The sequence below is a fragment of the Brachybacterium sp. J144 genome, from assembly GCF_036321705.1.
Classification (GTDB): Bacteria; Actinomycetota; Actinomycetes; order Actinomycetales; family Dermabacteraceae; genus Brachybacterium.
Window position 1 is genome coordinate 1 of record NZ_JAZDCG010000009.1, and the last position, 14,771, is coordinate 14,771.

The window sequence follows — 14,771 nt, forward strand, 5'->3', positions numbered from 1 at the left end:
AGACCGAATCAAGGACGGAACCCAGGCCCTTGGGGGGCTTGCCGGTCCGCTCCATCCATCCAGGGCGCGGGCGCCCCGGGGGATCACTTCTCGACGGTGACCTTCTCGATCACGACGTCCTCGAGGGGACGATCGCGCATGTCGGTCTTGACCGCGGCGATCTCGTCGACGACCTTCTTGGAGTCCTCGTCGGCGACGACGCCGAACACGGTGTGCTTGCCCTGCAGGTGCGGGGTCGGGCCCACGGTGATGAAGAACTGCGAGCCGTTGGTGCCGGCCGGGCGGCCGGTGATCGCGTTCATGCGCTTGCCCGCGTTGGCCATGGCCAGCACGTAGGGCTCGCGGAAGTTCTTCTCCGAGATCTCGTCGTCGAAGGTGTAGCCGGGGCCGCCGGTGCCGGTGCCCAGCGGGTCACCGCCCTGGATCATGAAGCCGGAGATGATGCGGTGGAAGACGACGCCGTCGTAGAAGGGGCGGGTCACCTTCTCGCCGGTCTCGGCGTCGGAGAACTCGCGGGTGCCCTCGGCGAGGCCCACGAAGTTCTCGACGGTCTTGGGAGCGTGATCGGGGAACAGCTCGAGACGAATGTCCCCGTGGTTGGTGTGCAGAGTTGCGAACATGCGGCAATCCTCGCACAGCACCCACCCGGGATCCTCCTGGGAGCATCGTCACCCGTTAGCGTTAGAGTTGGGGCGATCAGGTCCGGGCGTCCTGCAGGGCGCCGGGGCCCGAGGACCATCGTCGGCCCCTAGCCGGCGGACACGACCGAGAGGGGAACCCCATGGCGCACACCAAGCGGGCGGCCAAGAAGGCCGCGAAGCAGGCGACCGCGGCGCAGGACGCCGTCGGCACCACCGCACAGAAGGCGGAGAAGGCCGTCGAGGAGCTGCAGAAGCTGGCCTCGACCATCGGCCCCGTGGTGTCCGAGGGCGCCCGCGAGGCCGCGCACAAGGCCTCCGAGCTGGCCACCGACCTCAAGGGCCAGTACGGCCCCGAGGTCGAGAAGCAGTTGCGCAAGCAGGGCGAGAAGCTGTCCGAGCTGTCCGGCAACCTCGGCCCCCGCGCCGAGAAGTTCCGCCACGACGTGGAGGACGACTACCTGCCCCGCGCCCGCAAGACCGCCACTGCGACCGGTGACGTGCTCAAGGCCGCGGTCGACGCCGCGCGCGGCGAGCTGCTCAAGGGCCAGGGCGACATCAAGGCCGCCCTCGCCCCCGCCCCCGTGGTCAAGAAGAACCGCGCCGGGAAGGTCCTGCTGATCCTGGGCCTCGCCGCGGCCGGAGCCGCCGCCGGATACGTGGTGTGGCAGAAGACCCGCCCCGTCGAGGACCCCTGGGCCCCGCCGGCGGACTTCGCCCGCGCCCACTACCCCGCCTCCGCCGCGAGCGACTCCGACTCCGACACCGTCTCCGACACCGTCGGCTCGGCCGATGCCGGTGACGTGGCGCAGTCCCTCAAGGGTGACTCCCACGGTGCGGACACCACGCCCAAGGAGGTCAAGGTGGAGTCCGACGAGTCCGCCTCGGCGGGCGAGGAGAAGCGCGGCACCCACCGCGGTGACGCCTGACCCTCCGCTGAGCTCCGCTCCCGGAGCCCGCGTGCACGGCGCGGCGGTCCCGTCCTCGGACGGTGATCGCCGCGCCGTGCGTCTGTCCACGCCCCGGCTGCGCCTCGCCCCGGTCGCGGAGGAGGACCTGGAGGAGCTGTTCGCACTCCACACCGACCCCGCCGCCTTCCGGGGCGACACGACCCCGCCGCTCGCGGATCGGGTGCAGATGCGCTGGGTGCTCGGCCAGTGGCGCGCGGTGTGGGCGCGGGAGGGTCGCGGGTATCTGACGGTGCGGGCGGCCGACGGGCGCGGCGGTCTGCCGCCCGGCCTGCTCGGCGTCGTCGGCCTCTCTCCGCTCGAGACCGACAGCGGCCCGGTGCTGAGCGCCTACTGGCGGATCGCCCCCGCGGTGCAGGGCCGGGGCGTGGCCACCGAGGCGATGGGGGCGGTGCTCGCCGATCCCCGCCTGCGTCCGCGCGGGGTCGAGGTGGTCGCGGTGACCGCGCGCGGCAACGACGCCTCCCGCGCCCTCGCCGACCGTCTCGGCTTCCGCCCCGCCGTAGCGACGCGGGACGTCCCCGGCGGCCGGGACGGCGATCTCCTGCTCGTGCTCCCCGCGGAGGACGCTCCGTAGACTGCGGAACCATGACCTCCACCGCCGTCGGAGCAGGCCGCTACGCCCCCTCCCCGAGCGGCGATCTGCACCTGGGGAACCTCCGCACCGCGCTCCTCGCCTGGGCGCTGGCCCGCCGCACCGACCGTGCATTCCACCTCCGCCTCGAGGATCTCGACCGGGTCCAGGAGGGGGCCGCCGCGCGGCAGCTCGAGGACCTCGCCGCCCTGGGCTTGGACTGGGATGGAGAGGTGGTGCACCAGAGCGAACGGGGCGAGGCCCACGAGGCCGCGATCGCGCGCCTGGTCGCGGACGGCCGGACCTTCGAGTGCTACTGCACGCGGCGCGAGATCCTCGAGGCGCCGTCGGCCCCGCACGCCCCGCCCGGTGCCTACCCCGGGACCTGCCGGGATCTCTCCCCCGCCGAGCGCGAGGCCGGAAGGGAGCGGATGCGCCTCCTGCGCCGGGAGCCCGCGCTGCGGCTGCGCGCAGAGGTCGACTCGTGGGAGGTCGAGGACCTGTGGGCGGGGACGGTAACCGGGGCCGTCGACGACCTGGTGCTGCGTCGAGGTGACGGCGTCGTCGCCTACAACCTGGCGGTGGTCGTCGACGACGCCGCGCTCGGGGTGGACCAGGTGACCCGGGGCGATGACCTGCTGAGCTCCGCGCCGCGCCAGGCGCACCTCGCACATCTGCTCGGGCTGCCCAAGCCCGGCTACGCCCACGTGCCGCTCGCGCTCGGTCCCTCGGGGGCGCGCCTCGCCAAGCGGGACGGGGCGGTGACCCTGCGGGATCGGCTCGCGCGCGGCGAGTCGGCGGCGGACGTCCTCGAGCGCCTCGCGGCCTCGATTGGTCTGCCCGCCTGCCGCAGCGCGGCCGAGGTGCTCGCGGCCTGGGACCCGGCCACGCTCCCGCGGCGTCCGTGGGTCGTGGACCTGGCTGCCTGAAACGCGCCCGGGCGGGACGGCGGGCCTCGTGCGCGCCGCTGTCTACCTCCTCACTCCGCGCTGCATACACTCGCGTATTCGATACATTGCTGTATCGTCGCTTTCCGTGATGGATTCTCCCCGTGTCCCGCGCACCCCCTCGTCCGCCACCCCGACCCCGACGCGCTCCGCCCGAGCCCGCGCCGCGGCGCTCCTGCCCGCCGAGTGGAAGAAGCCGATCGCCGCCCTCTTCGTGGCGGGCCTCGCGCTCGTGCCGCTCATTTACTCCGGCGCGATGACCTGGTCCTTCCATGACCCCTCCGGGCGTCTCAGCGGGATCACCGCGGCCGTCGTGAATCTCGACGAGGGTGCGGACTCCACCTCCCCCGACGGCACCACGACGCATCTCGACGTCGGCGCCGAGTTCACGGAGGAGCTCGTCACGCGGGAGGAGTCCGGGACCGTCTACCGCTTCGTCGAGACCACCCCCGCCCAGGCCCGGGCGGGCCTGGCCAACGGGACCTACGGCGCGACGATCGAGGTCCCCGCGGACTTCTCCCGCCAGGTCGCCTCCCTCGGCGGCGACGCGGCCGACGCCGCCCCCGCGATGCTCACCGTCACCACCAACGACTCCGTCAACTACGTGGGCGGCAACTTCACCAAGTCGATCGGCACCGCCCTGACCGCGTCCCTGCGCGACAGCGTGCTCGAGGAGTACCTCGACCAGGTGTACGTGGGGTTCACGAGCGTCCATGACGGCCTCGAGGACGCCGCCTCCGGCTCCGGCGACCTCGCGGACGGCAGCACCGAGCTGCACGAGGGCACCGGGGATCTGGTCACCGGCACCGCGGACCTCGAGGACGGCACCGGCCAGCTCGCGAGCGGCGCCGACGACCTCGCCGCCGGGGCCTCCGACCTGCACGCGGGATCCCTCGACCTGGTCGCCGGACTCGACGAGCTGGCCTCCGGCGCGATCACCCTCCAGGACGGCACCGCGACCCTCGCAGCGGGCGCCCAGCAGCTCGACGGCGGGCTCGCCGAGCTCGACGCCCAGGGCACCCCGCTCCGCGACGGTGCGCAGCAGCTCGCCGACGGGACCGCGCAGATCGACGCGGGCGCCGGCTCCCTCGCCGACGGCAGCCGGCAGGTCGCCGACGGCACCGCCGCCCTCGACGAGACCGTCTCCGCGGCGGAGCAGTCCCTCGCCGACCTCGGCGTCACCGAGGAGTCCGTGCAGGCCACGAGCGACGACCTGGTCGCCGCGATCGATGCGCTCGAGAACCTCGCCGACTCCCTCGCCACCCCGGCCTCCGACGCCGGCACCCTCGCCGAGGACGCGACCGCCCTCGACACCGCCGCGGGCGAGGCCGACACCGCCGCGCAGGATCTCGCCACGTCGGCCGCGGACCGCTCCGCCGACGCCGCCACCGTTCGCGACGGCGCGCGGGACATCGCGGCCGACGCCGGCACCCTCGACACCGCCGTCCAGGACGCGGCGACCTCCGCGACGACCGCCCGCAGCAGCGCCGACACCGCCTCAGAGACCGTCGCCGGCTACGCCGACGGGGTGGACGACCTCGCCGCCCGCTGTGCCGACTCGGGCGCCGACGAGCAGTTCTGCGCGGACCTCACCGCCCTCTCCGAGGACTCCCCCGCGACCCGCGAGGCCGCCGCGACCGCCGCCGCCGATGCGAGCACCGCCGAGACCGACGCGACCGACGCCGCCTCACAGTCCACCGAGCTCTCCGAGACCGCCACCTCGATCGACGCCGCCGCGGACCGCGTCGCGACCGACCTCGAGTCCCGCGCGACCACGACCGAGCAGCTCGCCTCCGACATCGGCACCCTGCGCGAGGACGTCTCCGCGCTCGCCACCGCGGCGGGCACCCTCGACACCTCGCTCGCCGAGGTGCTGGCTGGGGCCCCGTCGGCCGAGGCCCCCACCGCCTCGAGCCTCGCCGACGAGCTGGCCTCGCAGGCGCGCACCGCGGCACAGGCCGCGCCGGAGGCGTACGCGGCGCTGCAGCAGGGCGCGGAGGACGTGCACCGCCTGGACGACGGCGCCCAGCAGGTCGCGAGCGGCGCCGAGCAGCTCCGCGCCGCGACCGGCACCGCCTCCTCTGGCGCGACGGACCTCTCCACGGGCGTCATCCGCTACACCGACGGCGTCGGCACCGCCGCCGACGGCGCGGACGAGCTCGCCGCGGGGTCGACCACCCTCGCGAACGGGTCGGAGCAGCTCGCCGACGGAGCGACCACCGCCGCGGACGGGGCCGACGCCCTCGCCTCCGGCGCGGGGACCCTCGCGGACGGAGCGGGCGACCTCGCGGACGGGGCGGACCAGGTCGACGACGGCGCGACCCGCCTCGCCGAGGGCGCGACCTCCCTCGACGACGGCGCCTCCCAGCTCGAGGACGGCGCGGAGGAGCTGCACGAGGGCCTCGAGGGCTCGGTCGACGACGTCCCGACCTACACCGACGGCGAGCGCGAGCACCTCTCCGCGACCGCCGCGGACCCCGTGCAGATGACCTTCGAGCGCCTCCACGAGCTGACCCGCTTCGGGGAGGGCCTGGCCCCGCTGTTCCTGTGCATCGGCCTGTGGGTCGGCGGCATGGCGATCTTCCTGATGATGTCGCCCTTCTCGGCGGAGGCGGCGGCCGCGGGGGCGTCCCCGCTGCGTCTCCTCGCCGGGGGCCTGCTGCCGGCGCTCGGCCTCGGCGCGCTGCAGGCGCTCATCGCCGTCGGCGTCCTCCACTGGGGCATCGGCGTCGAGGTCGACCACCTGGGCCTGATGGTCGGGATCGCCCTGCTCACCGGGGCGGTGTTCGTGACGCTGAACCACGGCTTCGGGGCGCTGCTGGGGCCGGTCGGCAAGTTCGTCGCCCTGGTGCTCATCGCGCTGCAGGTCTCCGGCGCGGGCGGCACCTATCCCGTCCCGACCCTGCCCCGCTTCTTCCAGGTCCTGCACCCGTACCTGCCGATGAGCCATGCGGTCGACGCGCTGCGCGGCGCGATCGGCGGCGGCTGGATCGATCCGCGCGGAGACCTGCTGTGGCTCTCGGGCTGGCTCCTCCTGGGGCTCGTCCTCGGCCTCGCGGGCGCGGTCCTGCAGGGCCGACGCGCGATGCGCGATGGGCTCTCCCCCGCCACGGCCGCGGCGGGGGCGGTCAGCGGCGGGTGAGGTCTGGGGCTGGCTGGCTCGGTGGCCCAGCCCAGCCCAGCCCAGCCCAGCCCAGCCCAGCCCAGCCCAGCCCAGCCCAGCCCAGCCCAGCCCAGCCCAGCCCAGGGGATGGTCAGTGACCGGCGCGTAGCGTTGCAGTACACATATATCGCCGTACTGCGACGCTACGCGCCAGTAACCAACCTCCCTCTCCCCCACACCGTGCCGAAGCACGCCCAGGGAATGGCACGAGGGAGGGCAGCATTCAGGACTCGAGGCACCTTTCCTCCCCATGAGCGCCCCGTCCACACTGCCCGGCACGACACCCCCACCCCCCGAACCTTGCGTCTGTACTGGCCGCCATGAAGATTCCCGGCATCGTCCACCGATCGGACCTGAGCACGTACGGAATCGATGAGGCCGCTCGCCGACGTCTGCTCCGCCTCGGGCTCATGGTCCGGGTCGGGACCTGGTATGTCCGCGACACCGCCCCGCCCGAGGTCGTCGGACTGCTCGCGCAGGGACTGCGACCCACCTGCGTGACCGCGGCTCCGCACCACGGCCTGTGGACTCCTCTCCACGACGGGGCGCATGTGTACCGCCCTCGCGGCCTGGCTGCGGGCGGTAAGCCAGCCGAGCTCGTGATGCACGGCAGCGACCTGAGGAGTTGGCCCGACCGGGATCCTGTCGCGAGCCTCGAGATGACACTCGATCATGCTGGCCGGTGCCTTCCGGTCCGGGACGCTGCGATCCTGCTCGAGTCCGCCCTGAACCGGCGTCTGCTGTCGGAGCATGCGGCGCAGCAGCTCGTCGCCGCCCTGCCTTCCTCGCGCCGGCAGCAGCTGTCCCGCATCTCTCCGCTCGCCGAGTCCGGGACCGAGACCGCGGTGCGCTGGTGGCTCGAGTCCCTCCACGTCCCGGTCACACCGCAGGTGAGGATCCCGGGGGTGGGGAGGGTGGACCTGCAGCTGGGCGAGCGATGGATCATCGAGTGCGACAGCGTGCGCTATCACGACAATCCCCAGCAGTACCACCTGGACCGGGCCCGCGACCTGCAGCTCCAGGCACTCCGCTACTCCGTGACGCGACTGACCTGGGAGCAGGTGTTCCTCGACTGGGAGCGCACCTCCGCACACCTCTGCTCACGATCCTCCGCCGCCGGGAGCATCGACTCCGCCTCGCCTCGTGAGGGGGTGCCGCGGTCGGCAGGGCATCTCGGCCGAGATCGTCCGTTCAGCGCCGACGAGTACGGGCGTGTGGCGTACCAGTACGGCTATATAGCCGTACTGAGACGCTACGCGCCGGTAACTGACCAGCGCCTCCGGGTGGGGCGGGCGGGACGGGGTGGGCGGGGCGCGGCGGGCCCAGACCAGGTGCGCCCGCCCGCCCAGATCAGGCGTGCGCGGGCAGGCGCGCGGGCTCGAGCTCGGGCTCTGCAGCCGCCGCCCCTCCAGCCCCGGGCCGTGCCGTGCCGCGGCCGAGGGCCCGCACGTCCCAGCCCGCGGCGCGCCAGGCGGGCAGGTCCAGCACGGTGCGGCCGTCGATGATCCGCGGCTCCGCGACCAGCTGCGCGGCCTCGGACGGGTCGAGGTCGCGGTACTCGCGCCACTCGGTCAGGAGCAGCACCAGCTCGGCACCGCGCAGGGCCTGGGCGGTGTCGGGCTCGGCGATCAGGCCCTCGACGCGGCGGGTCGCGTTCGCGAGCGCCTCCGGGTCGGTGATCGTGACCTGCGCCCCGGCGGCGAGGAGGCGGGAGGCGACCTCGAGGGCGGGCGAGTCGCGCACGTCGTCGCTGTCGGGCTTGAAGGCCGCGCCGAGAACGGTGATGCGTCGGCCCGCGAGGGAGCCGAGCATCTCGCGGGCGATCTCCACCATGCGCACCCGTCGGCGCTGGTTCACGGCGTCGACCTCGCGCAGGAAGCCGAGCGCCGGGCCGACGCCGAGGTCCTCGGCGGAGGCGATGAAGGCGCGGATGTCCTTGGGCAGGCAGCCGCCGCCGAAGCCCACCCCGGCGCGCAGGAACTTGGGCCCGATGCGGTCGTCGAGGCCGATCGCCCGCGCCACGTCGGTGACGTCCGCACCGGTCGCCTCGCACAGCTCGGCGATCGCGTTGATGAAGGAGATCTTGGTGGCGAGGAAGGCGTTCGCGGACACCTTCACCAGTTCCGCGGCCTCGTAGCCCATCACCAGGCGCGGCATGCCGGCGGCGAGGATCGGCGCGTAGACGGCGTCGAGCAGCGCCACCTCGGCGGCGGCCGCGTCGGTGCCGGGGTCGGCGACGCCGTAGACCAGTCGGTCCGGGGCGAGGGTGTCCTGCACAGCGAAGCCCTCCCGCAGGAACTCGGGATTCCACAGCAGCGACACCCCGGGGAGCGCGCTCAGGCGGGTGGCGAGGTCTCGCGCGGTGCCGGCGGGGACGGTGGACTTGCCGACCACCAGGGTGGGGGCGCCGTCGCGGGCGGGGAGCACGGCGGCGAGGGCGTCGACGGCGGCGTGCACGGCGGTGAGGTCGGCGCCGAAGCCGTCGGCCCGCTGCGGGGTGCCGAGCCCGAGGAAGTGCACGTCGACCTCGGCGAGCTCCGCGTAGTCGGTGGTGAAGCGGAGGCGGCCGCTGTCGAGGCCGCGGCGCAGCAGCTCGGGGAAGCCGGGCTCGTGGAACGGCGCGTCACCGGCGGCGAGGGCCGCGATGCGGGCGGCGTCGATGTCGAGGCCGATCACCTCGTGCCCGATTTCGGCCATGCTCGCGGCATGCACCGCTCCGAGGTAGCCCACTCCGAGGACGGAGATCTTCACGGCGGGACCCGCTTTCTCGCGCGGCCCCGGGGGTCACCGGTGGTGCCGACGGACCCGCTGGGGCTCTGGGACAGTCCCTCCACTGTGGGCCGTGGAGGTGACGTCCGGGTGTCGGCGCGGTGGAGCGCAGTCGAGGGTCCCCCGTCGATCCGGCGACGTGCTCAGCGCACGTCCTCGTCGCGGGCGCGCAGCCAGGTGGCGACGCGTCCTGACGGGTCCGTCTCGAGGGCGGCGGGAGAGCCGTCCTCGAGCACCTCGCCGTCCTCGAGCCACAGCACCCGGTCCGCGGCGCGCACCGCCTCGGCCTCGCGGCTGATCACGAGGGCGGTGCGGCCCGCCGTGAGGGTGCGGAGGGCGGCGAGGACGCTCTCGCGCTCGGTCGCGGCGAGCTCGGCGTCGGCCCCGTCGAGCACCACCACGGGGGCGTCACGCAGCAGGGCGCGGGCGATCGCGATGCGGCGCCGCTGCCCGTCGGTGACGGGATGTCCGTCGCGCCCCAGCACCGTGTCGACGCCGTACGGGAGGGTCGCGGCGAGCTCGTCGAGCCCCACGCGGGCGGCGGCCTCGGCGACCTCGCGGTCGGTCGCCCCGGGCAGACCGATGCGGATGTTCTCGCGCATCGTGTCGGTGAAGAGGACGGGCTCGCGCTGGACCACCGCGATCTGGCGGCGCAGGTCGACGAGGGAGACGGCACGGGTGTCGTAGCGGTCCAGCAGCACCCGCCCGGTGTCCGGCTCCTCGAAGCGGAGCAGGTAGGCGAGCAGTGCCGCGGACTCCTCCCCCGCCTCGTCGAGCAGGGCGAGGTGCTGCCCGGCGGGGACCACGAGGGAGACCGCGTCGAACAGTCGCGCAGGGTCGTGGCCGGGGGCGGGACGGGCATGGGTGGTGATCGCGGAGTAGACGATCTCGCCGCGCACCTGCTCGAGCCGCTGGATGCGCTCCGGCTCGGCGATCCCGGTGGGGCGGGCGAGCAGGGCGCCGATCCGGGCGGCGGCCGTGCGGGCGGCGCGGAGCGCGGGCAGGGCCCGCGCCGTCGGACCCACCGCGAGGACCAGCACGAGCAGCTCGCCGAGCAGCAGCACCAGCTCCCCGGGGGTGACGGCGCCGCTCGCGAGCTGCGGGGCGAGGACCGCCAGCAGGCCCGAGGCGCCGGCGACCGCGGCGAGCAGCTGCAGGGCGCGGTCCAGGGCGACGCTCCGACGGGCACGGGTGAGGGCCCGGCCGGCCCGCAGTCCCGCCTCGGCGAGGCCCCGCTCCGAGCGGGTCTCGAGGCCGTAGGACTGCACCGTGGTCGCGGCGGTGGCCAGCTCTTCCGCGGTCGCGGCGAGCAGCTCCTGCTCGAGGGCGGCCGCCCGCTCGGCGGCGACCGTGCGGCGCGCGGTGAGCACGGAGAGCAGGGCGGCGAGCACCGCGGTGCCGAGCAGGACGAGCGCGGCGGACGGCGCGAAGATCGCCGTGACTCCGAGGACGGGGACCACCGTGAGCAGCCCGCCGACGAGCCGCGGGCCCGCATGGGTGACCAGGTCGCGCAGCGCGTCGGCGTCGCGGGTGAGGGGGCCGACGTCCTCCGCGGCGGAGCGGGCGTCGCGAGTGCGGCTCGGGGTCAGGGCGTGCAGGTGGCGCAGCAGGCGCGAGCGCAGTGCGGTCGCGGTCCCGGCGCCGGCCCGGCCGAGGGCGGCGGACGCGACGAGACGGGCGGCGACGGCCAGGACCACGAGCCCGCCGAACAAGGCGAGAGGGAGGCCGATGCCGTCCGACCCGGTTCCCCGCGCCGCATCGACCGCCGAGCCGAGCGGCACGGGCAGGGCGACCACGAGGCCCACGCCGAGGACGAGCGAGATCCAGCCGGTCAGCACCGCACGACGGCGGACGGTGAGGTGCGGGGCGAGCAGGTCGAGGGCGGCCCGCAGGGTGCCGGGGGCCGACGGGGCGACGGGCGCCGGGGCCGACGCCGGGGCCGACGGGCCGGGAGTAGCGGTGGCCGACGGGCGGACGGGCGCCGACGGAGCCCGCTCCGGATCGCCCGGCAGAGTCGGGGCAGGTCCGACGGAAGTCTCCGCGGCCTCGACGGGAGCGCGCTCGCGCTCCGCGGCGACCGCGTCGGTGTCCTCCGCCTCGGTGCCGGTGCCTTCCGGGGCCTCGGCGGCGGTCGGCGCGGTCGGCACGAGCTCTGGGGCGTCGGCCGCGACGGTCCGGGCCTCATCACGGGCGAGCGGCTGGGTGACGGCGTCTGCCGCCGCGTCGTCCGACTCCGCGACCACGCTCCAGCGGGCACCGGACTCGGGGTCGTCCGCGGCGAAGGGCCCGGGGACGGGGGCCGGGGCGAGTTCGGCGGCCGGTTCCGGGGCGGGGGCAGGCGCGAGCGCAGAGTCCGGGGCAACGGCAGTCCCGGCGGCGGGCGCGCTCTGCTCGATCAGCTCGGGCTCTTCAGGGGCCGCGTCCTGCAGCCAGTCGGCGGCGGTGGACGACGTCACCGGGGAGGCCTCCGCGAGACGGGCCACGCGCTGCGCCGGCAGACGGAACGGAGCGGGGTTGTGGGCCACCTGCGGGCGGCGCCTCGGCCGCACCCCGCGCAGCACCCGGGCGGTCCGCCCGGCACCGTCAACCGGGCCGCCACCGGCCCGCTCGTCGCCGCCGGGCTGATCGCCGCCATCGGCCGTCGCCTCCGCACCCGAACCGGACGAGGCGCTCCAGAGGTCGGCCTGCGCCTCGGGGCTCCAGGCCGGGGGCATCCGACGGGAGGTGGGCACGGGGAGCGGCGGAGTCATGGCGGTCCTTGGTCGAGAGCGGGGCAGCACGAGTCTGTCACCTCCGGGGCGCACCCCGCCCCGTCGGCCGTCCCAGCATCCGCCGGTCCGGTGAACGGAGGGTGAGGACAGGATGAGGAGTCCCTCAGCACACCCCGCCGCACCGGCCTCCGTACTACACTTTTCAAATACCTGCCGGGGGCCTCCGCTCCCCTGACGCCGCACCCCGACCCCGAGGGAGGCCCCCGTGACCGCAAGCCCCCAGCCCGCCACCGAACCCCTGATCACCGTGGACGTCTGGACCGACGTGGTCTGCCCCTGGTGCTACATCGGCGAGTCCCGCCTGCACGACGCGATCGCCGCCGAGGGCCTCGAGGGCCAGGTGCGGCTGCGCGCCCACTCCTTCGAGCTCGACCCCACCTCCCCCGTCGACTCGGATCGGACCAACATCGAGCACCTCACCGCAGCGAAGGGCATCCCCGCAACCCAGGTGCGCGAGATGGAGGAGAACATCCGCACCATGGCCGAGGAGCTGGGTCGCGAGTACGTCACCGAGCGCCCCATGGCCAACACCCGCGGCGTGCACCGCGTGATGCAGGCGATCTCCGCCGCGCACGGCGCCGACGCCGCGACCTCGTACTTCATGGACCTCCAGCGGGACTACTTCACCGGTGCGGGCGACCCCTTCGACGCCGACGCCGTGGTGCGCCGCGCCGTCACCGCCGGCCTCGCGGAGGACGTCGCCCGCGACGCCCTCGAGGGGCGCAGCCACGACGACGCGGTCGAGGCGGAGGTGCGCGAGGCCGTCTCGATGGGCGCTCGCGGCGTGCCGTTCTTCCTGTTCAACGACAAGTACACGGCGCCGGGCGCGCTGCCGCTGGACGCCTTCCGCCAGGCGCTGCGGCAGATCGCCGAGGAGGCCCGGGGCGAGCGGTCGGCGGATCAGGCATGAGCACCGCTCCCGAGGCGCCGGAGGTCACGTCGGCCGGGACCACCGCGGCGACCCGGCCTGCGAAGCCGGCCCCGTCGGCCGACGGCAGCGCGTCCGGGACCCCGACCGAGCGGACCATCGCGCCGCTCTCCTCCCTCAGCTCCCTGCTGGGCGGGGACATCGCCGGCGGGCAGGCCTGCGCCGCCGACGGCACCTGCGACTGACCCGGGCGAAGACCCCCGGACACGACGAGCGGGGCGGGCCGAGGATCACTCCTCGACCCGCCCCGCTCCCGTCGTGCCCGCGGTGCGCGTGCCTACGGCGCGGCGCCGGCTCAGCGGGTGAGCAGCTCCTCGGTGCTGGTGCCCGGCAGGCTCAGCGTGACCGGCGTGCCCCACGGATCCTGGACCGCGACGGAGCGGCCGGAGTCCGCGTAGGAGATGCCCGCGGCGGAGAGCCGGGCGGTGAGGGCGTCGAGGTCCTCGCGGGCGGGGAGGGTGATCGCGACGTCGGCGAGGCCCAGGGTCGCGGCCCGCGGACCGGCGCCGCGGCTGTTCCAGGTGTTCATGGCGACGTGGTGATGATAGCCGCCGGCCGCCGCGAAGAGGGCGCCCGGATGGGAGCCGACGGTGGTCTCGAACCCCAGGGTGTCGACGTAGAAGCGGTGGGCGGCATCGACATCGCCGACCTGCAGGTGCACGTGGCCGACGATCCCGGGGCGCATGCCGGGGTCGGTCGAGGCGTCCTCGGTGAGGTGCTCGGTGAGGTACGCGTTGGGGTCGATGTAGAGGGTGTCCATCGCGACCTGGCCGTTGCTCCACGTCCAGGTGTCGCGCGGGCGGTCCCAGTACAGCTCGATGCCGTTGCCCTCGGGGTCGGTGAAGTAGAAGGCCTCGGAGACGAGGTGGTCGCCGGTGCCGGCGAAGCGGGAGCGGGGATCCTGCGCGGCGCGCAGCACGGTTCCGGCGAGGGAGGCCTGGTCCTCGAAGAGGAAGGCGGTGTGGAACAGGCCGGCCTGAGCGCGGTCGACACCCGGGAGGCCCGGGGTCGCGACGAGGCGCACGAAGGGCACGTCCCCGCGGCCGAGCACGCGGTGCACCTCACCGCCGACGCGGGCCTGCTCCTCGAGCGGGGTCAGAGCGAGGGCGTTCTCGTAGTACGAGCTCATCAGCTCGAGGTCGCCGACGCGGAGGGTGACGGCGTCCATGGCGAGGTCGGCCGAGAGGTGGCGCTCGTCGACAGGGCGGGAGGCGGTGGAGGGCTGGGCGGGCGACGAGGTCATGGCGTCGATCCTTCCGATCGAGGGGAACGGTGCCATCATGCCCCGATTTGATCCAACATTCAACCACTTGGAGAAGTGCGGTGGCGCGCGGCACAGCGGGGGATGGCGGGACGGGGACGGCGGCCGGGGCGAGGGCGGCCAGGGAGCGGCCGGGGCACTCCGGGCGAGGAGCGGTAGCCGGGGCGCGAGGGGCGCGCGGCCGGGGAACTCCGGGCGAGGTCGACAGTGTCGGCTGGCGAGCCATTTCTGGGGTGGATCTGGCTCGTGAGCCGACACTGTCGACCCGACGTCACTGCGCGGTGGGGTCTGGGCCGGGACGGCTCCCGGAACCCCCACAGACTTGGGGGAATTCGGCGCGGATAAGCCCAAGTGTGCGGGGGTTTCCGGGGGCCGCGCGGGCACAGGGGGCGGCCGGGGCGCGAGGCGGGGGCGCAGGGCCGGTGCGGGACGAACGGGCGCGCAGACCGACGCGGAGAAAAGCGTGCCCGGACAGGACTCAGGGCGGTGAGCTGTGCTCACCGCCCTGTCCGCCGCGGGTCCGCTCTCCCCTGCCGACCCGGGGTCCTGAATCGCTCCGCCCGAGAAGGCCCTCGTCGGTGGAGCGATGAGTTAAGGCTAGGAGCCCCGGACGACCCCTGGCCGGGACCTGGGTCCCGCGTCGCCCAGGCCGCAGCTCGGCGTCACCCCGCCCCCGGCCGCAGCCGGCCCGGCGCCAGTCACCGGCCGCAGCCAGCCTCGCGCCAGTCCCCGGCCGCAGATCGGCGCCGCCC

General features: G+C 74.8%; 10 protein-coding genes. 6 read left to right on the forward strand and 4 right to left on the reverse strand.

The window, feature by feature from the left end:
- Positions 1 to 83 precede the first annotated feature (83 nt).
- Positions 84 to 620 carry a peptidylprolyl isomerase gene (locus V1260_RS05055; protein ID WP_329745713.1) on the reverse strand — a complete coding sequence of 179 codons (537 nt, stop codon included), beginning with the start codon at positions 618 to 620 and terminating at the stop codon, positions 84 to 86.
- A 161-nt stretch (positions 621 to 781) separates the two neighbouring features.
- Here V1260_RS05055 and V1260_RS05060 point away from each other — a divergent pair, with 161 nt between their 5' ends.
- The 4 genes from V1260_RS05060 to V1260_RS05075 all read left to right on the forward strand — a co-directional run bounded on the left by V1260_RS05060 (position 782) and on the right by V1260_RS05075 (position 6,269).
- Positions 782 to 1,567, forward strand: a complete 786-nt coding sequence (locus tag V1260_RS05060; RefSeq protein ID WP_329745714.1) for a hypothetical protein — start codon at positions 782 to 784, stop codon at positions 1,565 to 1,567.
- Between the two features lie 76 nt (positions 1,568 to 1,643).
- Positions 1,644 to 2,183: a GNAT family N-acetyltransferase gene (locus V1260_RS05065; protein ID WP_329745715.1), complete on the forward strand. Its 540-nt coding sequence runs from the start codon at positions 1,644 to 1,646 to the stop codon at positions 2,181 to 2,183.
- A gap of 11 nt (positions 2,184 to 2,194) precedes the next feature.
- Complete coding sequence (gluQRS, locus tag V1260_RS05070) at positions 2,195 to 3,109, forward strand: tRNA glutamyl-Q(34) synthetase GluQRS (RefSeq protein WP_329745716.1); 915 nt, start codon at positions 2,195 to 2,197, stop codon at positions 3,107 to 3,109.
- A gap of 109 nt (positions 3,110 to 3,218) precedes the next feature.
- Positions 3,219 to 6,269 (forward strand): YhgE/Pip domain-containing protein, encoded by a 3,051-nt coding sequence (locus tag V1260_RS05075; protein WP_329745717.1) that lies wholly within the window; start codon positions 3,219 to 3,221, stop codon positions 6,267 to 6,269.
- Positions 6,270 to 7,640: 1,371 nt separating this feature from the next.
- Here the strand turns inward: V1260_RS05075 and V1260_RS05080 are convergent.
- Positions 7,641 to 9,041, reverse strand: coding sequence for a UDP-glucose dehydrogenase family protein (locus tag V1260_RS05080; protein ID WP_329745718.1), 1,401 nt, complete (start codon positions 9,039 to 9,041; stop codon positions 7,641 to 7,643).
- A gap of 161 nt (positions 9,042 to 9,202) precedes the next feature.
- Positions 9,203 to 11,809 carry an ABC transporter transmembrane domain-containing protein gene (locus tag V1260_RS05085; RefSeq protein ID WP_329745719.1) on the reverse strand — a complete coding sequence of 869 codons (2,607 nt, stop codon included), beginning with the start codon at positions 11,807 to 11,809 and terminating at the stop codon, positions 9,203 to 9,205.
- 226 nt (positions 11,810 to 12,035) lie between these two features.
- On the opposite strand from V1260_RS05085, the gene V1260_RS05090 reads away from it, so the two are divergent.
- Complete coding sequence (locus V1260_RS05090; protein WP_329745720.1) at positions 12,036 to 12,740, forward strand: DsbA family oxidoreductase; 705 nt, start codon at positions 12,036 to 12,038, stop codon at positions 12,738 to 12,740.
- On the forward strand, positions 12,737 to 12,943 hold the full coding sequence (locus V1260_RS05095) for a hypothetical protein (protein ID WP_329745721.1): 207 nt from the start codon (positions 12,737 to 12,739) through the stop codon (positions 12,941 to 12,943). Before V1260_RS05090 ends, V1260_RS05095 begins: the two co-directional genes overlap by 4 nt.
- Before the next feature lie 110 nt (positions 12,944 to 13,053).
- Here V1260_RS05095 and V1260_RS05100 read toward each other — a convergent pair whose 3' ends face one another.
- A complete protein-coding gene (locus V1260_RS05100; protein WP_329745722.1) occupies positions 13,054 to 14,001 on the reverse strand; it encodes a VOC family protein in 948 nt (315 codons plus the stop codon).
- Positions 14,002 to 14,771: the final 770 nt, after the last annotated feature.